We start from the raw sequence: 22,111 nt of genomic DNA on the forward strand, positions 1-22,111 counted from the left end.
CGGGTGAGAACGTGGGCGTTCTGCTGCGCGGTACCAAACGTGATGACGTTGAACGTGGTCAGGTCCTGGCTAAACCGGGTTCAATCAAGCCGCATACCCAGTTCGAATCAGAAGTGTATATCCTGAGCAAGGATGAAGGCGGCCGTCATACGCCGTTCTTCAAAGGCTACCGTCCGCAGTTCTACTTCCGTACCACTGACGTGACCGGTACCATCGAACTGCCGGAAGGCGTAGAGATGGTCATGCCGGGCGACAACATCAAGATGGTGGTAAATCTGATTGCCCCAATCGCGATGGACGACGGTTTGCGTTTCGCTATCCGTGAAGGCGGTCGTACCGTTGGTGCGGGCGTTGTTGCTAAAGTTATCGCTTAATCGCTGATAACGTTTGACGCGACACGCGATAAAAGGGCATCATTTGATGCCCTTTTTCTACGCTGTCATAGTAGAACCTATCTCATCAGCGATTGTGAGGTATAATCATTGGTGAGATGGGCTCTGTAGATACGGCGTAAATACCGAATTATTATTCGTTTTACAGAACATCTTTCGGTTTGGTTTGCCCTGCATTGCGGGGTAAAGTTATTTGTCTGAATCATTGTGACAGGTTGGTTTATGAGTGCGAATACCGAAGCTCAGGGGAGCGGGCGTGGCCTGGAAGCGATTAAATGGCTGGTAGTGGCTGTCCTGCTGGTAGTTGCGATTGTCGGCAACTATTACTACCGCGAATTTAATCTGCCCCTGCGAGCATTAGCTGTTGTTGTCCTGATCGCTGCAGCCGGTGGCGTGGCACTGCTGACCACGAAAGGCAAAGCAACAGTAACGTTTGCCCGTGAAGCTCGTACCGAAGTACGTAAAGTGATTTGGCCGACTCGTCAGGAAACGTTACATACCACGTTAATCGTTGCCGCGGTTACTGCCGTGATGTCACTGATTTTGTGGGGGCTGGATGGTATTCTGGTCCGTTTGGTCTCGTTTATCACTGGCCTGAGGTTCTAAGATGTCTGAAGCCCCAAAAAAACGTTGGTACGTCGTTCAGGCGTTTTCCGGTTTTGAAGGTCGCGTAGCTCAATCGTTGCGTGAGCACATCAAGCTCCATAACATGGAAGAACTGTTTGGTGAAGTCATGGTGCCAACCGAAGAGGTGGTTGAAATCCGTGGTGGCCAGCGTCGTAAAAGCGAACGTAAATTCTTCCCTGGTTATGTATTAGTGCAGATGGTGATGGAAGATGCCAGTTGGCATCTGGTTCGCAGTGTTCCTCGTGTTATGGGGTTCATCGGCGGCACGTCTGACCGTCCCGCGCCGATTAGCGATAAGGAAGTGGATGCGATTATGAATCGCCTTCAGCAGGTGGGTGATAAACCCCGTCCGAAAACGCTGTTTGAGCCTGGTGAAATGGTTCGTGTTAATGATGGCCCGTTTGCCGACTTTAACGGTGTGGTCGAAGAAGTGGATTACGAGAAGAGCCGCCTGAAAGTGTCGGTCTCTATCTTTGGCCGCGCGACCCCTGTCGAACTGGACTTCAGCCAAGTCGAAAAAGGCTGATTTATCGACCACGGCTATTTTGATAGCTGCTTGCCTCTGGCGCGAAGTTAATCTATAATTTCGCGCCTTTTGTTTTTCAGGCGCCTGGTGGCGCCTGAAACGTAATAAAACCACGGGGAGCCTTTTACGAGGCGCTATTACCCATTCGAGGAATGTTTAAATGGCCAAGAAAGTACAAGCCTATGTCAAGCTGCAGGTTGCAGCTGGTATGGCTAACCCGAGTCCACCGGTAGGTCCGGCTCTGGGTCAGCAAGGTGTAAACATCATGGAATTCTGTAAGGCGTTCAATGCTAAAACTGAAAGCATTGAAAAAGGCCTGCCGATTCCGGTTGTTATTACCGTTTACTCTGACCGTTCTTTCACCTTCGTTACCAAAACGCCTCCGGCAGCAGTTCTGCTGAAGAAAGCGGCTGGTATCAAGTCTGGTTCCGGCAAGCCGAACAAAGACAAAGTAGGTAAAGTAACGAGTGCTCAGGTTCGTGAAATCGCAGAAACCAAAGCTGCGGACATGACTGGTGCCGACGTGGAAGCCATGGCGCGTTCCATCGAAGGTACTGCTCGTTCCATGGGCCTGGTAGTGGAGGATTAATAAATGGCTAAGCTGACCAAGCGCATGCGCGTGATCCGTGAAAAAGTTGATGCAACTAAACAGTATGACATCAACGAAGCCGTTGCTCTGCTCAAAGAGCTGGCCACTGCTAAGTTTGTTGAAAGTGTAGATGTTGCCGTTAACCTCGGCATCGACGCACGTAAATCTGACCAAAACGTTCGCGGTGCTACCGTTCTGCCGCACGGCACCGGTCGTTCTGTTCGCGTTGCCGTCTTTACCCAGGGTGCAAACGCTGAAGCGGCGAAAGCTGCCGGCGCTGAACTGGTAGGTATGGAAGATCTGGCCGATCAGATTAAGAAAGGCGAAATGAACTTTGACGTTGTTATCGCATCTCCTGATGCCATGCGCGTTGTTGGCCAATTAGGTCAGGTTCTGGGTCCTCGCGGCCTGATGCCAAACCCAAAAGTGGGTACTGTAACGCCGAACGTTGCTGAAGCGGTTAAAAACGCCAAAGCAGGTCAGGTCCGTTATCGTAACGACAAAAACGGCATCATCCATACCACTATCGGTAAGGTTGATTTCGACGCTGATAAACTGAAAGAAAACCTGGAAGCTCTGCTGGTTGCGCTGAAAAAAGCCAAACCTTCTCAGGCGAAAGGCGTGTACATCAAGAAAGTCAGCCTGTCTACCACTATGGGTGCAGGTGTTGCGGTTGACCAGAGCGGTCTGAACGCAGTAGCGGTCTGATAGCTTTTGTTTCGCTTTACTCGGGCGTGGGATTTACCTATAATCTTACGCCCGTTGTTCCGTTAGCGGAATTAAAGAAGAATTTTCGGTTGGAGCCTGGCCTATCCAGGCCTCCGTCCAAGACCGCAGGTGTCTTGCAAGAGACTTAATCTTCCTGCGTAGACGGTGACAGAGCCTGAAGAACATTTTTTCTTTTATTATTTATAAAAAATAGTTAAAGAATAGTCTTTGCTGGATTCTGCTCACCGTGTTTCAACGCTTACCTCCGTTTTGGCGATAAGTGAAGTGAGTTCCGGAGGTTTCCTCCGGCTAAATCCAGGAGCAAAAGCTAATGGCATTAAATCTTCAAGACAAACAAGCGATTGTTGCTGAAGTCAGCGAAGTAGCCAAAGGTGCGCTGTCTGCGGTTGTTGCGGATTCCCGTGGCGTTACCGTAGATAAAATGACTGAACTGCGTAAAGCAGGTCGTGAAGCTGGCGTTTACATGCGTGTTGTTCGTAACACCCTGTTGCGTCGTGCTGTTGAAGGGACCTCTTTTGAGTGCCTGAAAGACACGTTTGTTGGTCCGACCCTGATTGCATACTCTTTAGAACACCCGGGCGCTGCTGCTCGTCTGTTCAAAGAATTCGCGAAAGCGAATGCAAAATTCGAGGTCAAAGCTGCAGCCTTTGAAGGTGAGCTGATCCCGGCGGCTCAAATTGACCGTCTGGCAACGCTGCCGACTTACGAAGAAGCACTGGCACGTCTGATGTCGACCATGAAAGAAGCCGCAGCAGGCAAACTGGTCCGCACTCTGGCAGCCGTACGCGATCAGAAAGAAGCGGCTTAATTGCTCTTTTTTCTCTACCGCACTTGCTAACGTATAAACTATTTCTGATTCTTAGGAACAATTGTTATGTCTATCACTAAAGATCAAATTCTGGAAGCAGTAGCAGCTATGTCTGTAATGGATGTTGTTGAACTGGTTTCCGCTATGGAAGAAAAATTCGGTGTTTCTGCTGCCGCTGCTGTAGCTGTTGCTGCTGGCCCGGCTGAAGCTGCTGAAGAAAAAACTGAGTTCGACGTTGTGCTGAAAGCTATCGGCGCTAACAAAGTTGCCGTAATCAAAGCCGTTCGTGGCGCAACGGGTCTGGGCCTGAAAGAAGCCAAAGATCTGGTTGAATCCGCTCCGGCCGCTCTGAAAGAAGGCATCAGCAAAGACGACGCTGAAGCTCTGAAGAAAGCACTGGAAGAAGCTGGCGCAGAAGTTGAAGTTAAATAAGCCAACCTTTCAGATTGCAGCCTGATTTATTAGGCTGATGGCTGGTGACTTTTTAGTCACCAGCCTTTTTGCGCTGTAGGGCATCAATGGGGTTTCACACTGTTTAGCCATTGATTTCCCCTAATATCTTTTTCTATTGACGACTTAATATACTGCTTCCCTGCGTGGGTTCCCTGCCTGAGCAAGAGCAATGAAATGGTTTAAGAGTAATAGAAAGATGTATTACGGAAAGTTCTTCATTTTCCGACCAACATAAATAGTGTTGCATGAACTGTCCTAGTTAGGACGGACAGAGTGGTTCGACTTGTCAGCTAGCTGAGGAACCCTATGGTTTACTCCTATACCGAGAAAAAACGCATTCGTAAGGATTTTGGTAAACGTCCACAGGTTTTGGACATACCTTATCTCCTTTCTATCCAGCTTGACTCGTTCCAGAAGTTTATCGAGCAAGATCCGGAAGGTCAGTACGGTTTGGAAGCTGCATTCCGTTCTGTTTTCCCCATACAAAGCTATAGCGGTAATTCAGAGCTGCAATACGTTAGCTATCGCCTGGGTGAGCCGGTATTTGACGTTAAAGAATGTCAGATCCGTGGCGTGACGTTTTCTGCGCCGCTGCGCGTAAAATTACGTCTGGTGATATACGAACGTGAAGCGCCTGAAGGCACCGTTAAAGACATCAAAGAACAAGAAGTTTACATGGGCGAAATTCCGCTCATGACCGACAACGGCACCTTTGTGATTAACGGGACTGAGCGTGTTATCGTTTCTCAGTTGCACCGTAGTCCGGGTGTATTCTTCGATAGCGACAAAGGTAAAACCCATTCTTCAGGTAAGGTGCTGTATAACGCACGTATTATTCCTTACCGTGGTTCCTGGCTGGATTTTGAGTTCGATCCGAAGGATAACCTGTTTGTCCGTATTGACCGTCGCCGCAAACTGCCTGCGACCATTATTCTGCGCGCGCTGGGTTACTCCACCGAACAGATTCTCGATCTTTTCTTCGATAAAATTGTCTACGAAATCAATGGCAATAAATTGCAGATGGATCTGGTGCCTGAGCGTCTGCGTGGTGAAACCGCTTCCTTTGATATCGAAGCAAACGGCAAGGTCTACATTGAAAAAGGCCGCCGTATCACCGCTCGTCATATCCGTCAGTTAGAGAAAGACGGCATTGAGCGTATTGAAGTTCCGATTGAATACATTGTTGGCAAAGTGCTTTCCAAAGATTATATCGATGAAAGTACTGGCGAACTGATCGGTGCAGCCAATATGGAGCTGTCACTGGATCTGCTGGCGAAGCTGAGCCAATCCGGTCACAAACGCATTGAAACATTGTTCACCAATGATCTGGATCATGGCCCGTATATCTCGGAAACCCTGCGAGTGGATCCGTCTAGCGATCGTTTGAGCTCGTTGGTTGAGATTTACCGCATGATGCGTCCTGGCGAGCCGCCGACACGTGAAGCCGCGGAAACGCTGTTCGAGAACCTGTTCTTCTCCGAAGACCGCTATGATTTGTCTGCGGTCGGCCGGATGAAGTTCAACCGTTCTCTGCTGCGCGAAGAGATCGAAGGTTCGGGTATTCTGAGCAAAGAAGACATCATTGAAGTGATGAAAAAGCTCATTGGTATCCGTAACGGTAAAGGCGAAGTGGACGATATCGATCACCTCGGCAACCGTCGTATTCGTTCCGTTGGCGAAATGGCAGAAAACCAGTTCCGTGTTGGTCTGGTCCGTGTAGAACGTGCAGTGAAAGAGCGTCTTTCTCTGGGCGATCTCGACACGCTGATGCCTCAGGACATGATCAATGCCAAGCCGATTTCGGCCGCGGTCAAAGAGTTCTTTGGTTCAAGCCAGCTGTCGCAGTTTATGGATCAGAACAACCCGCTGTCCGAGATTACGCATAAACGTCGTATCTCTGCATTGGGCCCGGGTGGTTTGACCCGTGAGCGTGCTGGCTTTGAGGTTCGAGACGTACACCCGACTCACTATGGTCGCGTATGTCCTATCGAAACGCCGGAAGGTCCGAACATCGGCCTGATCAACTCTCTGTCTGTTTATGCACAAACCAACGAATACGGCTTCCTTGAAACCCCGTATCGTCGCGTGCGTGACAACGTGGTAACGGATGAGATCCATTACCTGTCAGCGATTGAAGAAGGCAATTTCGTTATCGCTCAGGCGAACACCAATCTTGATGAAGAAGGTCGTTTCATCGATGAACTGGTTACCTGCCGTAGCAAAGGCGAGTCCAGCTTGTTCAGCCGCGATCAGGTTGAATACATGGACGTATCCACTCAGCAGGTGGTATCCGTTGGTGCTTCACTGATTCCATTCCTGGAACACGATGACGCCAACCGTGCATTGATGGGTGCGAACATGCAACGTCAGGCCGTGCCTACTCTGCGTGCTGACAAGCCGCTGGTTGGTACCGGTATGGAACGAGCCGTTGCGGTTGACTCCGGTGTAACAGCCGTAGCAAAACGCGGTGGTACGGTACAGTACGTTGATGCTTCACGTATCGTGATTCGAGTGAATGACGATGAGATGTATCCGGGCGAAGCCGGGATCGACATCTATAACCTGACTAAATATACCCGCTCCAACCAGAACACCTGCATCAGCCAGATGCCGTGCGTGTCTCTGGGTGAACCGGTTGAGCGTGGCGACGTGCTGGCTGATGGTCCGTCCACCGATCTGGGTGAACTGGCGCTGGGTCAGAACATGCGCGTGGCGTTCATGCCGTGGAACGGCTACAACTTCGAAGACTCCATCCTCGTTTCCGAGCGTGTGGTTCAGGAAGATCGCTTCACCACCATTCATATCCAGGAACTGGCCTGTGTGTCTCGTGACACCAAGCTGGGGCCTGAGGAAATTACCGCGGATATCCCGAACGTGGGTGAAGCGGCGCTTTCCAAGCTGGATGAGTCCGGTATCGTTTATATCGGTGCGGAAGTGACCGGTGGCGACATTCTGGTTGGTAAGGTAACCCCGAAAGGCGAAACCCAACTGACGCCGGAAGAGAAACTGCTGCGTGCGATCTTCGGTGAGAAGGCGTCTGATGTTAAAGACTCTTCTCTGCGCGTACCAAACGGTGTTTCCGGTACGGTTATCGATGTACAGGTCTTTACCCGCGACGGCGTGGAAAAAGACAAACGTGCGTTGGAAATCGAAGAAATGCAGCTTAAGCAGGCGAAGAAAGACCTGACTGAAGAATTGCAGATTCTGGAAGCGGGTTTGTTTGCTCGTATTCACGCTGTGCTGGTTTCTGGCGGCGTAGAAGCGGATAAACTGGACAAATTACCGCGCGAGCGCTGGTTGGAACTGGGTCTGACTGATGAAGAGAAACAGAATCAGTTGGAACAGCTGGCGGAACAGTATGATGAGCTGAAGCACGAGTTTGAGAAAAAACTCGAAGCCAAGCGCCGTAAAATCACTCAGGGCGATGATCTGGCACCGGGCGTGCTGAAAATCGTTAAGGTTTATCTGGCCGTTAAACGTCAGATCCAACCGGGTGACAAGATGGCGGGTCGTCACGGGAACAAAGGTGTTATCTCCAAGATCAACCCGATCGAAGATATGCCTTACGATGAGAACGGCGTGCCGGTCGATATCGTACTGAACCCGCTGGGCGTACCTTCACGTATGAACATCGGTCAGATTCTGGAAACCCACCTGGGTATGGCTGCCAAAGGCATCGGCGACAAGATTAACGCCATGCTCAAGCAGCACGAAGAAGTGACCAAACTGCGCGAATTTATCCAGAAAGCTTACGATCTGGGCGACGATGTGCGTCAAAAAGTTGACCTGAGCACTTTCTCTGACGAAGAAGTTATGCGTCTGGCGGAAAACCTGAAGAAAGGTATGCCGATTGCAACGCCGGTATTCGACGGTGCAAAAGAGAAAGAAATCAAGGAACTGTTGCAGATGGGCGGTATCCCGACCTCCGGTCAGATTACCCTGTACGATGGACGTACCGGTGAGCAATTTGAACGTCAGGTTACTGTGGGCTACATGTACATGCTGAAGCTGAACCACCTGGTCGACGACAAAATGCACGCTCGTTCTACTGGTTCTTACAGCCTGGTTACTCAGCAGCCGCTGGGTGGTAAGGCTCAGTTCGGTGGCCAACGCTTCGGTGAGATGGAAGTGTGGGCGCTGGAAGCTTATGGTGCAGCTTATACCTTGCAGGAAATGTTGACCGTTAAGTCTGATGACGTGAACGGCCGTACCAAGATGTATAAGAACATCGTGGATGGCAATCATCAGATGGAACCGGGCATGCCGGAATCCTTCAACGTACTGTTGAAAGAGATCCGCTCGCTGGGTATCAACATCGAGCTGGAAGAAGAGTAATTCCAGCCCGCTGTATTGCTGGTATTCGTCATAGGGGCACCTGAACTTTGTTTTTTAACGGCATGGTTCAGGTGCCTGACAGGTCTAACTCCGACAGGAGCCAATCCGTGAAAGACTTATTAAAGTTTCTGAAAGCGCAAACTAAAACCGAAGAGTTTGATGCGATCAAAATTGCTCTGGCTTCGCCAGACATGATCCGTTCGTGGTCTTTTGGTGAAGTTAAAAAACCAGAAACCATTAACTACCGTACGTTCAAACCTGAACGTGACGGCCTTTTCTGCGCCCGTATCTTTGGGCCGGTGAAAGACTATGAATGCTTGTGCGGTAAGTATAAGCGTCTGAAACACCGCGGTGTCATTTGTGAGAAGTGCGGCGTTGAAGTGACCCAGACCAAAGTACGCCGTGAGCGTATGGGCCACATTGAACTGGCTTCTCCGACTGCGCATATTTGGTTCCTGAAATCGCTGCCGTCCCGTATCGGTTTGCTGCTGGACATGCCACTGCGTGATATCGAACGTGTACTGTACTTCGAATCTTATGTTGTGATTGAAGGCGGTATGACCAATCTGGAACGCCGTCAGATCCTGACTGAAGAGCAGTATCTGGACGCGCTGGAAGAGTTTGGTGATGAGTTTGATGCCAAGATGGGCGCCGAAGCGATTCAGGCCCTGTTGAAAAACATGGATCTGGAGCAGGAGTGCGAACAGCTGCGCGAAGAGTTGAATGAAACCAACTCTGAAACCAAACGCAAAAAGCTGACCAAGCGTATCAAGCTGCTGGAAGCGTTCGTTCAGTCCGGCAACAAGCCAGAGTGGATGATCCTGACCGTGTTGCCGGTGCTGCCGCCGGATCTGCGTCCGCTGGTTCCGCTGGACGGCGGTCGTTTCGCCACGTCGGATCTGAACGATCTGTATCGTCGCGTGATCAACCGTAACAACCGTCTGAAACGCCTGCTGGATCTGGCCGCGCCTGACATCATCGTGCGTAACGAAAAACGTATGTTGCAGGAAGCGGTGGATGCGTTGCTGGATAACGGCCGTCGCGGTCGTGCCATCACCGGTTCCAACAAGCGTCCGCTGAAATCGCTGGCTGACATGATCAAAGGTAAGCAGGGACGTTTCCGTCAGAACCTGCTGGGTAAACGCGTCGACTACTCCGGTCGTTCCGTTATCACCGTTGGTCCGTACCTGCGTCTGCATCAGTGCGGTCTGCCGAAGAAAATGGCGCTGGAGCTGTTCAAACCGTTCATCTACGGCAAGCTGGAATTGCGTGGCCTTGCCACCACCATCAAAGCCGCCAAGAAAATGGTTGAACGTGAAGAAGCGGTCGTTTGGGATATCCTGGACGAAGTTATCCGCGAACACCCGGTATTGCTGAACCGTGCGCCGACGCTGCACCGTTTGGGTATTCAGGCGTTTGAACCGGTTCTGATCGAAGGTAAAGCCATCCAGCTGCATCCGCTGGTTTGTGCGGCCTATAACGCCGACTTCGACGGCGACCAGATGGCCGTTCACGTACCGTTGACGCTGGAAGCCCAGTTGGAAGCGCGTGCGCTGATGATGTCTACCAACAACATCCTGTCACCGGCGAACGGCGAGCCTATCATCGTTCCTTCTCAGGACGTGGTATTGGGTCTGTATTACATGACTCGCGACTGTGTTAACGCCAAAGGCGAAGGCATGGTATTGACGGGTCCGAAAGAAGCTGAACGCGTTTACCGCGCCGGTCTGGCCTCTCTGCATGCGCGCGTTAAAGTGCGTATTACGGAAGAGATCAAAAACACCGAAGGCGAATCAACGCATCAGACGACGATTATCGATACGACAATCGGTCGCGCCATCCTGTGGATGATCGTGCCTAAAGGTCTGCCGTATTCCATCGTTAACCAGCCGCTGGGTAAAAAAGCGATCTCCAAAATGCTGAACACCTGTTACCGCATTTTGGGTCTGAAACCGACGGTTATCTTTGCTGACCAGATCATGTACACCGGTTTTGCTTACGCGGCGCGTTCTGGTGCCTCGGTCGGTATCGATGACATGGTTATCCCAGCGAAGAAAGCAGAGATTATCGAAGAAGCGGAAACCGAAGTTGCCGAGATTCAGGAGCAGTTCCAGTCTGGTCTGGTCACCGTTGGCGAACGCTATAACAAAGTTATCGATATCTGGGCTGCGGCGAATGAGCGTGTTGCCAAGGCGATGATGGAAAACCTGTCCGTTGAGGATGTGGTTAACCGTGATGGCGTGGTTGAGCAGCAGGTTTCTTTCAACAGCATCTTTATGATGGCCGACTCCGGTGCGCGTGGTTCTGCGGCACAGATTCGTCAGCTGGCGGGGATGCGTGGTCTGATGGCGAAGCCGGACGGCTCCATCATCGAAACGCCGATTACCGCTAACTTCCGTGAAGGTCTGGACGTACTCCAGTACTTCATCTCGACCCACGGCGCGCGTAAAGGTCTGGCGGATACCGCACTGAAAACCGCGAACTCCGGTTATCTGACCCGTCGTTTGGTTGACGTGGCGCAGGATCTGGTGGTGACCGAAGACGATTGCGGTACTCATGAAGGTATCATGATGACCCCGGTTATCGAGGGTGGCGATGTTAAAGAGCCGCTGCGTGAACGCGTACTGGGTCGTGTGGCGGCGGAAGACGTCCTCAAACCGGGTACGGCGGATATTCTGGTTCCACGTAACACGCTGTTGAACGAGCAGTGGTGTGATCTGTTGGAAGAGAATTCCGTTGACGCCGTTAAAGTACGTTCCGTCGTAAGCTGTGAAACTGACTTCGGCGTGTGTGCCAAGTGCTACGGTCGCGACCTGGCTCGTGGTCACCTGATTAACAAAGGTGAAGCCATCGGCGTTATCGCGGCCCAGTCTATCGGTGAGCCGGGTACACAGTTAACCATGCGTACCTTCCACATCGGTGGTGCGGCATCGCGTGCGGCGGCTGAGTCCAGCATTCAGGTGAAAAACAAAGGTAGCCTGAAACTGAACAATGCCAAGTTCGTGGTTAACAGCAACGGTAAACTGGTTATTACGTCACGTAATACCGAACTGAAGCTGATCGACGAATTCGGCCGTACCAAAGAAAGCTACAAAGTGCCTTACGGCGCGGTAATGGCGAAGGGTGATGGTTCAGAAGTTAACGGTGGCGACACTGTTGCGAACTGGGATCCGCATACCATGCCTGTTATCACCGAAGTGAGCGGCAGCATTCGCTTCACGGATATGATCGACGGCCAGACCATTACTCGTCAGACCGATGAACTGACCGGTTTGTCTTCTATCGTGGTGCTGGATAGCGCAGAGCGTACCGGTAGCGGTAAAGACCTGCGTCCGGCACTGAAAATCGTTGATGACAAAGGTGAAGATGTATTGATCCCAGGTACCGATATGCCTGCTCAATACTTCCTGCCGGGTAAGGCGATTGTGCAGTTGGAAGATGGCGTGAAGATCAGCGCGGGTGATACGTTGGCGCGTATTCCTCAGGAATCCGGCGGTACCAAGGATATTACCGGTGGTCTGCCGCGCGTTGCCGACCTGTTCGAAGCGCGTCGTCCGAAAGAGCCGGCAATTCTGGCCGAGATCAGCGGTATCATTTCCTTCGGTAAAGAAACCAAAGGCAAACGCCGTCTGGTAATTTCTCCGCTGGATGGTAGCGATGCTTACGAAGAGATGATTCCGAAATGGCGTCAGCTCAACGTATTTGAAGGCGAACGTGTCGAACGTGGTGACGTGGTTTCCGATGGTCCGGAATCTCCGCACGATATCCTCCGTCTGCGTGGCGTACATGCGGTAACGCGTTACATCACCAACGAAGTTCAGGAAGTTTACCGTTTGCAGGGCGTTAAGATTAACGATAAACACATTGAAGTTATCGTTCGTCAGATGTTGCGTAAAGGCACCATCGTTAACGCCGGCAGCACGGAATTCTTGGAAGGCGAGCAGGCGGAAGTATCCCGCGTCAAGATTGCCAACCGTCAGTTGGAAGCGGATGGCAAGATCCCGGCAACTTACAGCCGCGATCTGCTGGGTATCACCAAAGCGTCTCTGGCGACCGAGTCCTTCATTTCCGCGGCTTCGTTCCAGGAAACCACGCGCGTTCTTACTGAAGCGGCCGTTGCCGGTAAACGTGATGAACTGCGTGGCCTGAAAGAAAACGTGATCGTGGGCCGTCTGATTCCGGCTGGTACCGGTTATGCGTATCACCAGGATCGTATGCGTCGCCGTCAGGCAGGTGAAGCGCCAGTCGTGCCTCAGGTGAGTGCGGATGAAGCGTCTGCCAACCTGGCTGAACTGTTGAACGCCGGTTTCGGTAATAGTGACGACGAATAAGTCATGCATTTCCGATGTTTGATTAACCGATTGTCAGATGGTTAATGTATAAAAGCCCCGGCTGTTAAGGTCGGGGCTTTTTTTTACGGTAGACCATCCTTGGCCGCCACCCTAAGGGCCGTTGCTTCGCAACGTTAAAAATTTCATCCTGAAATTTTTTGGTGTACAGTAGTGTAAAGTAAAAAGAACGAGATAGACATGAACACCTCAACAACGTCAGTACTTACACAGAATGACAACGCGTTATCAATCAATAATGATGTCTCTGTAAACGGCGATTCCGTATCACAGATCCAGTCAACAAGCCATTCTCAATGCCGGGCACGTCGTGCTGCCTGGGGGAGTTTTATTGGCGCGGTCGTTGATTGGTATGATTTTTTACTGTACGGAATAGTTGCCGCTCTTGTATTTAATACGGAATTTTTCCCACTAATCAGCCCGACGATGGGCACGCTGGCGGCCTTTGGCACGTTCGGCGTTGGTTTCCTGTTCCGCCCGTTGGGGGGAATGGTGTTTGGCCACTTTGGCGACAAACTGGGCCGCAAACGAATGCTGTTGATTACTGTCTGGATGATGGGGATCTCTACGGCATTGATTGGTCTGTTACCGTCTTTTGATTCGATTGGCTGGTGGGCGCCTGTATTGCTGGTGGCGCTGCGTGCCATTCAGGGATTCGCGGTGGGTGGCGAGTGGGGCGGTGCGGCTTTGCTGGCTGTTGAGAACGCGCCGAAAAAGAAAAAAGCATTTTACAGCAGTGGCGTCCAGGTTGGTTATGGCGTGGGGCTGTTGTTGGCGACAGGATCCATTTCGCTGGTCAGCCACCATACGACAAATGCGGAGTTTATGAACTGGGGCTGGCGCCTGCCGTTTTTATTCAGCGTGGTGCTGGTTGCGGTAGCATGGTGGATCCGTGCCGGGATGGACGAATCCCAGGAGTTCGAGGCTAACAAGAAATTGCAGGAAAGAACCGATAAAATCCGTTCGTTCCCAATTATTGAGGCGCTGCGCCAGCACCCCAAGGCATTTTTGCTGATTATTGCTTTGCGGCTGGGGGAGCTATTGACGATGTATATCGTCACGGCGTTTGCGCTCAATTACTCTACCGCCAATTTGGGAATGTCGCGGGAGTTATTCCTTAATATTGGTTTATTGGTCGGGGGTATCAGCTGTTTAACTATTCCCTGTTTCGCTCGCCTTGCCGATAGCTTCGGGCGGCGCAGGATCTATGTTACCGGCGCCATGATTGGCGCGCTCAGCGCATGGCCTTTCTTTATGGCACTGGAGGCGCATGCCAGCCTGTGGATCCTGTTTTTCGCGATTATGCTCGCCAACGTTGCCCACGATATGATCGTCAGTGTGCAGCAGCCGATGTTTACCGAACTGTTTGGTACGGCGTACCGTTATAGCGGTGCCGGGGTTGGTTATCAGGTGGCAAGCGTGGTCGGCGGGGGTTTTACACCGTTTATCGCGGTATTGCTGGTGGAGTTCATGGATGGTTCCTGGCATGCTGTCGCCGCCTATCTGGCTATAGGTTGCCTGCTGTCGGCGATTGTTGGATCACATATGAAGCCATCGGCTGCGGATTGACTGTACTTCATTAACATGAGCCGATACGAGACGCTTTGCCCCGTATCGGCCCGCTACCCATCTACTCATCTGCTACAAACGATCGATGTCTTTACGCGTCAGTCCAATATCCTCCAGCCTGTCATTGCTCATGTTTCGCAGAATCTTCCGTGTTTGATTCCTGAGTTGCCATGCTTTCCACCGGCGGTACGGCAAAATAAGCATGAGCCAGACTGGTGATTGGCTGAACGACTTTTGCGCTCGGTTCTCATGAAATTTCATACTTTCCCCCTTTGCCTGATGTCTGAGCGTTATAATGCGGGGGATGTCATATTCAATACAGATGCAAAAAATACCTTTTTTTAACATACAGATTGTGTGATAGTGCATCTGAATGATGATTTTTTCTCTCATCTGTACTGGTTATTGATATTTATGATCGTGGGAAATGATACTGATGACGCGCTATCAACATCTTGCCGCGCTGCTGGAGCAGCGAATCGAACAGGGTTTATACCGTAGCGGTGAGCGTCTGCCGTCCGTTCGTGCATTGAGTTCGGAGCATGGCGTGAGTATCAGCACGGTACAACAGGCTTACCATCTGCTGGAAACGCGTCGGCTTATTATGCCGCAGCCACGTTCGGGTTATTTCGTTGCGCCGCGCAAGGCCGCGCCGCCGATCCCTGCATTGACTCGTCCGGTTCAGCGCCCAGTTGAAATCACCCAGTGGGAATCAGTGCTGGAACTGTTTAATTCCTGTCTGGATAACAACGCGTTCAACTTTGGCAGTGGCACGCCGGATATCAGTCCGTCGTCGGTCAAGCCCTTGTGGAAGCTCATGAGCCGCTTTTGTCAGCGTCAGGATGAGCGCGTGCTGAGCTACGGCAATATGTATGGTGCCAGTGAGTTACGCGAACAGGTTGCGCGTCTGGCGCTGGATAGCGGCTGCCAACTGACCAGAGATGATATCGTTATTACGACGGGCTGTCAGGAAGCGCTGTTTGTCGCGGTGCGAGCGATTTGCGAATCGGGTGATATCGTTGCCGTTGAGTCGCCGACGTTTCCCGGCACGTTACAACTGCTGCGTGGTTTGGGGATCAAAGTGATAGAGATCCCAACCTGCCCGATCTCCGGGATCAGTCTGGATGCGCTTAGGCTGGCGCTGGAGCAGTGGCCGATCAAGGCGTTGATGCTGGTGCCGACCTGCAATAATCCGCTGGGGTTCTGCATGCCCGATGAGTATAAACAGGCGTTGATCACGCTGGCACAGCAGTTTGATCTGGCGATTATTGAGGATGATGCCTATGGTGAGCTGGTCTACGACTATCCACGTCCCAGAACCGTCAAGTCATTCGATGACGATGGTCGGGTACTGCTGTGCAGCTCTTTTTCTAAAACCATTGCGCCGGGTCTGCGTGTTGGCTGGGTAGCTCCGGGACGTTATCTGGAACGGGTGCTGCACATGAAGTACATCAGCACTGGTTATACCGTCACCCACACGCAACTGGCTGTCGCCGAGTTTATCAGTCAAGGGCACTATCAACCCCATCTGCGGCGAATGCGCATGCAGTATAAGGCGAATCTGGATGTGTTTACCTGTCATGTGCGCGAGTATTTCCCCTGCGGGATCTGCGTCAGTCGTCCGCAGGGTGGTTTTCTGATGTGGATTGAACTGCCGGAACATTTTGATTCTCTACGCCTTAACCGTGAGGTGAAGAAGGCGGGGATTCAGATTGCGGCGGGATCGCTGTTTTCCGCCGCTGGTAAATATCGTAACTGCATACGGCTCAATTACGCCTTGCCGTTCACGCAGGAAACGGCGCAGGGGCTGCGCATAGTTGGCGAGGCCGTGGCGAAAATGTTCAATGATCATGGAGCTGACGATTGCTGTGTGGAAAGTCCGGTTAAGCCGGGGCAAAACCGGGTGTCTTGAAACCGGGTGTCTTGAAACCGGATAGTCTTGAAACCGAATATAGACTTCATCCCCCAAGTCACTACAGACAGGGAAGAGCCGATACAGGTAAGGATAAAACCTGTATCGGCTGTGTGATATGCAGAGCCGATGAGTGGCAAACGCCTCTGGCTGGCAAATCCTGAACAATGATGGGACGTTGCCAGCGATGGATAATATATGCTCCGCCGCATCAATTGACGATGAGCAATGTGCCATACCGCGAGGCGCTATCCTGAAAGATGCTTTCGTTGCCGCATCTTGACGCTTTATTGCGATCTTCTTCCCAAATAACCATCCCAATCTTTCCAGACGGGCTGTAGCCCTGCCCGGATAATCGCCTGCGCCACTTCTTCCGGACGGCGACCGTCGTGTGGTGAAAACTGTTCCAGCTCGAGGTGATCGTCTGCGTAACCTCCCGGCTGGGTTTTGGAGAACGCGCTGACGTTGTTGATCGCAATAGGGATAGCGTGATCGCGAAAAAAAGGCGATTCACGAGTAGAGAGAGACAGTTCGATGTCTGGCGACAGCAGCCTGAAAGCACAAATTACCTGCATTAGCTGTGCTTCATCCATCAGAGATGCGGGTTCGATACCACCGGCGCAGGGACGTAAACGTGGGAACGAGATGGAATAGCGGCTCTGCCAGTAAGTCTGTTGCAGGTGCAGCAGGTGCTCCGCTACCATGTAGCAGTCCGTTCGCCAGCTATCGGAAAGGCCAATCAGCGCGCCCAGCCCGATCTTATCGATCCCCGCCCGCCCGAGGCGATCCGGTGTGGCAAGCCGCCAGTGAAAATCCTGTTTTTGTCCCCTCAGGTGATGTAATTGGTAGGTCGCCGGGTGATAGGTTTCCTGATAGACCATAACGCCATCCAGTCCCAGCGTTTTCAGTTCGGCATATTCTTCCTGTGACAGCGGCTGGACTTCAATCATCAGTGAACTGAAGTGTGGGCGAATAAGTGGGAAAACGCGGCGAAAATAATCCATTCCTACTTTACGCTGGTGTTCTCCGGTGACCAGCAACAGATGATCGAACCCCATTTCCTTGATGGCTGCGCACTCACGCAGGATCTCCGCCTCGTCCAGCGTTTTCCGCTTGATATGATTACTCATTGAAAAACCACAATAAGTACAATCATTTGAGCACAGGTTGGAAAGATAAAGCGGTACATAAAAACTGACCGTATTACCGAACCGTTGGCGGGTCAACTGCTGTGCGCGTTGCGCCAGCGGTTCCAGATAACGGCTGGCGGCTGGGGAAAGCAGCGCCATGAAGTCTTCTCGCGTCAGGCGCTGCGCACCGAGCGCACGTTCAACCTCGCGTGAGGTTTTGCTGTTGATACGCAGCGTAAGATCGTCCCACTCGAGCTGCTCCCAGATGTGCTGAAAATCGCTTCCCATCATTCCACCTCTTCAGTTTGCTGGCGCAGAAATCCGGTTAACGGGCTGGTGGCGCTGGCGATAAACTGTTTACTGCCCAGTCCGGCCTGATTGGCCAACTCCCCGGTTTCCACCGCCATTCTGAACGCTTTTGCCATGCTGACCGGATCGCGTGCTACCGCGATGGCGGTATTGACCAATACCGCATCCGCCCCCATTTCAAGCGCTTCGGTGGCATGACTGGGGGCGCCTATGCCAGCGTCAACCACAACCGGTACCCGTGCTTGTTCAATGATGATGCGGAGAAAATCGCGGGTTTGCAGTCCCTGATTGGAGCCAATTGGCGCACCCAGCGGCATCACGGCGGCACATCCCGCTTCTTCCAGCCGTTTACAAAGTACCGGGTCGGCGCCGCAGTAGGGCAACACAACAAACCCCTCTTTGACCAACTGTTCGGCGGCTTTCAGGGTTTCAATCGGATCGGGGAGTAAGTATTTCATATCAGGGTGAATTTCCAGCTTCACCCAGTGTGTCCCCAAAGCTTCGCGTGCCAGTCGGGCCGCAAAGATCGCCTCATCAGCCGTTTTGGCGCCTGAGGTGTTTGGCAACAGTTTGATGCCGAGTTGTCGCAGCGGCGCGAGAATGCCGTCATTTCCGCTTTTTAAATCAACGCGCTTCATGGCCATGGTCACCAACTGTGAGCCTGACGCCTGTAACGCGGCCAGCATGATATCTGGTGTAGCAAATTTTCCGGTGCCGGTGAGCAGCCGGGATGTGAATGTGGTATCGGCAATGTGCAGCATGTCATCCTCCCGCGATTGCCTGAAAAAGCAAAATATCATCACCGTCCTGAACCTGATGCTGAGACCAGGCGTCGCGCGGGATAATGGTTTGGTTGATCGCCAAGGCGATACCGGGTTGCTGACGGTTGAGCCTGGTCAGCAGGGCATCGACGGTAATAGCCTTATCGAGCTCGAGCGTCTCGTCATTGAGCGTGATTTTCATGTCGCCGCTCCGCATATCGGGCAGTGCCTGGCTCGCGTCAGCTGGAGGGTATTCCAGCTCTGCCGTTTGCCATCAAACAGACGAAGTTTACCGTTCAGCGCGGAGGGTAATCCTGCCAATAGTTTGATGGCTTCCAGCGCCTGGAGCGTGCCGATGACGCCGACGACCGGACCAAGAACACCGGCAGTACGGCAGTTGCGTTGTGGTTCGGTGGCATCGGGATACAGGCAGGCATAACAACCATGTTGATAGGGCGGCGTCAGAACCAGTAGCTGTCCGCTGAAGCCGACAGCGCTGCCGTTGATTAATGGTTTGTTTGCTTTAATGCAGGCGGCGTTAATGGCGTGACGCGTTTCCATATTGTCGCTGCAATCCAGAACCAGATCGGCTTTACTGACCGCCTTGTGCAAGGCTGAGCCTGTCAGCTTTTCGGTTAGCGCGATGTATTCCGTCTGAGGATTCAATGCCTGCAACTGCTGCTGTGCCAGCATGGCTTTAGGCTTATCGGTATCGCGGGTGCGATAGAGAATCTGCCGTTGCAGGTTACTGATATGCAGCGTGTCTCCGTCAGCCAGCAACAGCGTGCCGATGCCCGCGGCAGCCAGATACAGCGATGCCGGCGCGCCTAGCCCTCCCAATCCGACCAGCAATACGCTGCTGGATCTGAGTTTTTCCTGCCCTTCGGGACCAATATCTTCCAGCAGCAATTGGCGGCTGTAGCGCAGGAATTCCCGATCGCTCAGGCTGCCGTGTTTGGTCTTATGATTATCAGACATCTCCCACCTCCCGCCCTTCGATCATGTTGAGCAGTGTTGCGGTAGCCTGACGCCAGTCCGGAGCCTGCGTGATTGCGCTGACAACAGCAATACTGCCGACGCCTGTGGCTAATACCGCGGGGACTTTATCGATGCTGATTCCCCCAATAGCGACGGTTGGGAATCGACCTTGCAGGTCAGCAATGTGTCTGGCCAGTTCGGTAAGCCCCTGTGGTGAAGAGGGCATGGCTTTCGTTTGCGTTGGGAAAATGTGTCCCAGCGCAATGTAAGATGGATTCACGGCAATAGCGCGTGCCAGTTCGCGATCGTCATGGGTGGAGAGGCCGAGGCGTAGTCCCGCCTGTTTGATGGCGGTTAGATCGGCTGTGTCCAGATCTTCCTGCCCCAGATGAACGCCATAGGCCTGATGTTTGATCGCCAACTGCCAGTAATCATTGATAAACAGCCGGGCCTGATAATGACGGCCTAATGCGATCGCCTGAATGATATCGTCTTCAACCTGCTCATCGGGCAGATCTTTAATCCGTAGTTGAATCGTTTTTACGCCGATGCTAAGTAAACGTTCAATCCATTCCACGCTGTCCACCACCGGGTAAAGACCCAGCTGTTGCGCTGTCGGCGGAAACGGAGTTGCGGCTTGTGGTGAGGCGATAGGTTCCGGGGTCATTTGTTTTCCTCCGTTTGCAGGCTGGCGGCGCTGTGGTATAGCTCACTGCCGCGGGAACGGAATTCCTGAGACATCTGCGCCATGCCGATTTCAATGGGTTTGGCCTCGGCCTCCTGTTTCGCGGCGTAGTCACGCACTTCCTGTGAAATTTTCATGGAGCAGAACTTGGGTCCGCACATGGAACAGAAATGGGCGACTTTACCGGACTCCTGCGGCAGGGTTTCATCGTGATAGGCGCGAGCGGTTTCGGGATCCAGCGCCAGATTGAACTGATCTTCCCAGCGGAATTCGAAACGCGCTTTTGACATGGCGTTGTCGCGGATTTGCGCCCCCGGATGCCCTTTGGCAAGGTCGGCGGCATGAGCGGCGATCTTGTAGGTAATCAGCCCCTGTTTAACGTCTTCCTTGTTGGGTAAACCGAGGTGCTCTTTCGGGGTGACGTAACATAACATGGCGCAGCCAAACCAGCCGATCATCGCCGCGCCGATACCGGACGTAAAATGATCGTAACCCGGTGCGATATCGGTGGTCAGTGGACCGAGCGTATAGAACGGCGCTTCGTGGCAGTGCTCCAGTTCCTCAGTCATGTTGCGGCGGATCATCTGCATCGGCACATGGCCGGGGCCTTCGATCATCACCTGTACATCATATTCCCAGGCGATCCTGGTCAGTTCTCCCAGCGTGTGTAGTTCGGCGAACTGCGCTTCATCGTTGGCATCCTGAATGGAACCCGGGCGCAATCCGTCTCCCAGCGACAGCGCGACGTCATAGGCGGCGCAGATTTCGCAGATTTCACGGAAGTGTTCATACAGGAAACTTTCTTTGTGGTGCGACAGGCACCATTTGGCCATGATGGAACCGCCGCGGGACACGATGCCGGTCAGGCGTTTGGCGGTCATGGGAACATAGCGCAGTAGCACGCCGGCATGAATGGTGAAGTAATCGACGCCCTGTTCCGCCTGTTCCAGCAGCGTATCGCGGAACATGTCCCAGTTCAGGTTTTCCGCTATGCCGTTCACTTTCTCCAGCGCCTGATAGATCGGCACGGTTCCGATGGGCACCGGGCTGTTGCGCAGGATCCATTCGCGGGTTTCGTGAATATACCGGCCGGTGGACAGATCCATCACGGTATCCGCGCCCCAGCGGGTTGACCACACCAGTTTCTCCACTTCTTCCTCGATGGAAGAGGTGACCGCTGAGTTGCCAATATTGGCATTAACCTTCACCAGAAAGTTACGGCCAATAATCATCGGTTCCGATTCAGGGTGGTTAATATTCGCGGGAATGATGGCTCGTCCGGCGGCGACTTCCTGCCGGACAAATTCCGGTGTGATGTTCTCGGATAAATGCGCGCCAAAGCTTTGTCCCGGATGCTGCTGGCGCAGTACATCGCCACGAATCCGTTCGCGGCCCATATTTTCACGGATCGCGATAAACTCCATTTCCGGCGTAATGATGCCCTGACGAGCGTAATGCAACTGGGTGACGCACTTCCCGGCTTGGGCGCGCAGAGGGCGTGGCAAATGCTCGAAGCGCAGGTGATCCAGACCGGCATCCGCAAGGCGCTGCTGGGTAAAATCAGAACTGACGCCAGACAGCGCTTCGGTATCGTGACGTCCGGCGATCCAGCCTGCTCTGATTTTTTCCAGCCCAACCCGTACATCAGGGCGTGACGTTGGGTCTCCGTAAGGACCGGCAGTATCATAAACAGGGATAGGCTCGTTCGGTTCATATTGCGGTGTATCCTTGCTGCCACCGACTAATGTCGGACTCAGTTGGATTTCACGCATCGGTACGCGGATATCTTCGCGTGAACCGGTCAGGTAAATACGCCGCGAATTGGGAAACGCCATGCCCTGCAACGTATCAATGAATTGTTGCGCGGCGGCACGTTGCTCACGACGGCCAGGTTTGGATGGTTTTAATAATGGTTCTGTAGACATAGCAAGTTCCTGTAAGACATAAAGGGAAAATTGC

General features: G+C 52.6%; 18 protein-coding genes. 11 read left to right on the forward strand and 7 right to left on the reverse strand.

Annotation, left to right across the window (positions count from 1 at the left end; all coding sequences use genetic code 11):
- From DDT52_RS20075 to shiA, 10 genes are all read left to right on the forward strand, one after another.
- On the forward strand, window positions 1–374 hold a 374-nt coding region (locus DDT52_RS20075), incomplete at its 5' end, for an EF-Tu C-terminal domain-related protein (RefSeq protein ID WP_486599212.1).
- A gap of 240 nt (window positions 375–614) precedes the next feature.
- Window positions 615–998, forward strand: a complete 384-nt coding sequence (gene secE, locus DDT52_RS20085; protein WP_109491410.1) for a preprotein translocase subunit SecE — start codon at window positions 615–617, stop codon at window positions 996–998.
- 1 nt (window position 999) lies between these two features.
- Entirely contained in the window at window positions 1,000–1,545 is a 546-nt protein-coding gene (gene nusG / locus DDT52_RS20090) for a transcription termination/antitermination protein NusG (RefSeq protein ID WP_109491411.1), read from the forward strand.
- Window positions 1,546–1,705: 160 nt separating this feature from the next.
- Window positions 1,706–2,134, forward strand: coding sequence for a 50S ribosomal protein L11 (gene rplK, locus DDT52_RS20095; RefSeq protein ID WP_136157919.1), 429 nt, complete (start codon window positions 1,706–1,708; stop codon window positions 2,132–2,134).
- Window positions 2,135–2,137: 3 nt separating this feature from the next.
- A complete protein-coding gene (rplA, locus tag DDT52_RS20100; protein ID WP_048636586.1) occupies window positions 2,138–2,842 on the forward strand; it encodes a 50S ribosomal protein L1 in 705 nt (234 codons plus the stop codon).
- A gap of 331 nt (window positions 2,843–3,173) precedes the next feature.
- Window positions 3,174–3,671: a 50S ribosomal protein L10 gene (rplJ, locus tag DDT52_RS20105; RefSeq protein ID WP_048636585.1), complete on the forward strand. Its 498-nt coding sequence runs from the start codon at window positions 3,174–3,176 to the stop codon at window positions 3,669–3,671.
- Between the two features lie 66 nt (window positions 3,672–3,737).
- Window positions 3,738–4,103 carry a 50S ribosomal protein L7/L12 gene (gene rplL, locus DDT52_RS20110; RefSeq protein WP_034898574.1) on the forward strand — a complete coding sequence of 122 codons (366 nt, stop codon included), beginning with the start codon at window positions 3,738–3,740 and terminating at the stop codon, window positions 4,101–4,103.
- Between the two features lie 327 nt (window positions 4,104–4,430).
- Window positions 4,431–8,459 carry a DNA-directed RNA polymerase subunit beta gene (gene rpoB, locus DDT52_RS20115; RefSeq protein WP_136157920.1) on the forward strand — a complete coding sequence of 1,343 codons (4,029 nt, stop codon included), beginning with the start codon at window positions 4,431–4,433 and terminating at the stop codon, window positions 8,457–8,459.
- Window positions 8,460–8,566: 107 nt separating this feature from the next.
- Window positions 8,567–12,790: a DNA-directed RNA polymerase subunit beta' gene (gene rpoC / locus DDT52_RS20120; RefSeq protein WP_136157921.1), complete on the forward strand. Its 4,224-nt coding sequence runs from the start codon at window positions 8,567–8,569 to the stop codon at window positions 12,788–12,790.
- 198 nt (window positions 12,791–12,988) lie between these two features.
- A complete protein-coding gene (gene shiA, locus DDT52_RS20125) occupies window positions 12,989–14,377 on the forward strand; it encodes a shikimate transporter (protein ID WP_136157922.1) in 1,389 nt (462 codons plus the stop codon).
- 72 nt (window positions 14,378–14,449) lie between these two features.
- Here shiA and DDT52_RS21525 read toward each other — a convergent pair whose 3' ends face one another.
- A complete protein-coding gene (locus DDT52_RS21525; RefSeq protein ID WP_425591569.1) occupies window positions 14,450–14,770 on the reverse strand; it encodes a DUF1127 domain-containing protein in 321 nt (106 codons plus the stop codon).
- A gap of 43 nt (window positions 14,771–14,813) precedes the next feature.
- Between DDT52_RS21525 and DDT52_RS20135 the strand changes: the two genes are divergently transcribed.
- Entirely contained in the window at window positions 14,814–16,289 is a 1,476-nt protein-coding gene (locus tag DDT52_RS20135; protein ID WP_136157924.1) for an aminotransferase-like domain-containing protein, read from the forward strand.
- A gap of 287 nt (window positions 16,290–16,576) precedes the next feature.
- Here DDT52_RS20135 and thiH read toward each other — a convergent pair whose 3' ends face one another.
- From thiH to thiC, 6 genes are read right to left on the reverse strand one after another with little or no spacing between them, the layout of a single operon-like run.
- Window positions 16,577–17,707 (reverse strand): 2-iminoacetate synthase ThiH, encoded by a 1,131-nt coding sequence (thiH, locus tag DDT52_RS20140; protein ID WP_136157937.1) that lies wholly within the window; start codon window positions 17,705–17,707, stop codon window positions 16,577–16,579.
- Window positions 17,707–18,489 (reverse strand): thiazole synthase, encoded by a 783-nt coding sequence (locus DDT52_RS20145; protein WP_136157925.1) that lies wholly within the window; start codon window positions 18,487–18,489, stop codon window positions 17,707–17,709. Before DDT52_RS20145 ends, thiH begins: the two co-directional genes overlap by 1 nt.
- Window position 18,490: 1 nt before the next feature.
- A complete protein-coding gene (gene thiS / locus DDT52_RS20150; protein WP_136157926.1) occupies window positions 18,491–18,691 on the reverse strand; it encodes a sulfur carrier protein ThiS in 201 nt (66 codons plus the stop codon).
- Window positions 18,688–19,467 (reverse strand): HesA/MoeB/ThiF family protein, encoded by a 780-nt coding sequence (locus DDT52_RS20155; RefSeq protein ID WP_136157927.1) that lies wholly within the window; start codon window positions 19,465–19,467, stop codon window positions 18,688–18,690. Before DDT52_RS20155 ends, thiS begins: the two co-directional genes overlap by 4 nt.
- Entirely contained in the window at window positions 19,460–20,134 is a 675-nt protein-coding gene (thiE, locus tag DDT52_RS20160; RefSeq protein ID WP_136157928.1) for a thiamine phosphate synthase, read from the reverse strand. Before thiE ends, DDT52_RS20155 begins: the two co-directional genes overlap by 8 nt.
- Window positions 20,131–22,077, reverse strand: coding sequence for a phosphomethylpyrimidine synthase ThiC (gene thiC / locus DDT52_RS20165; protein WP_136157929.1), 1,947 nt, complete (start codon window positions 22,075–22,077; stop codon window positions 20,131–20,133). The genes thiE and thiC overlap by 4 nt, the downstream gene beginning before the upstream one ends.
- Window positions 22,078–22,111: the final 34 nt, after the last annotated feature.

Source organism: Brenneria roseae subsp. roseae, from assembly GCF_003115845.1.
Taxonomy (GTDB): domain Bacteria; phylum Pseudomonadota; class Gammaproteobacteria; order Enterobacterales; family Enterobacteriaceae; genus Brenneria; species Brenneria roseae.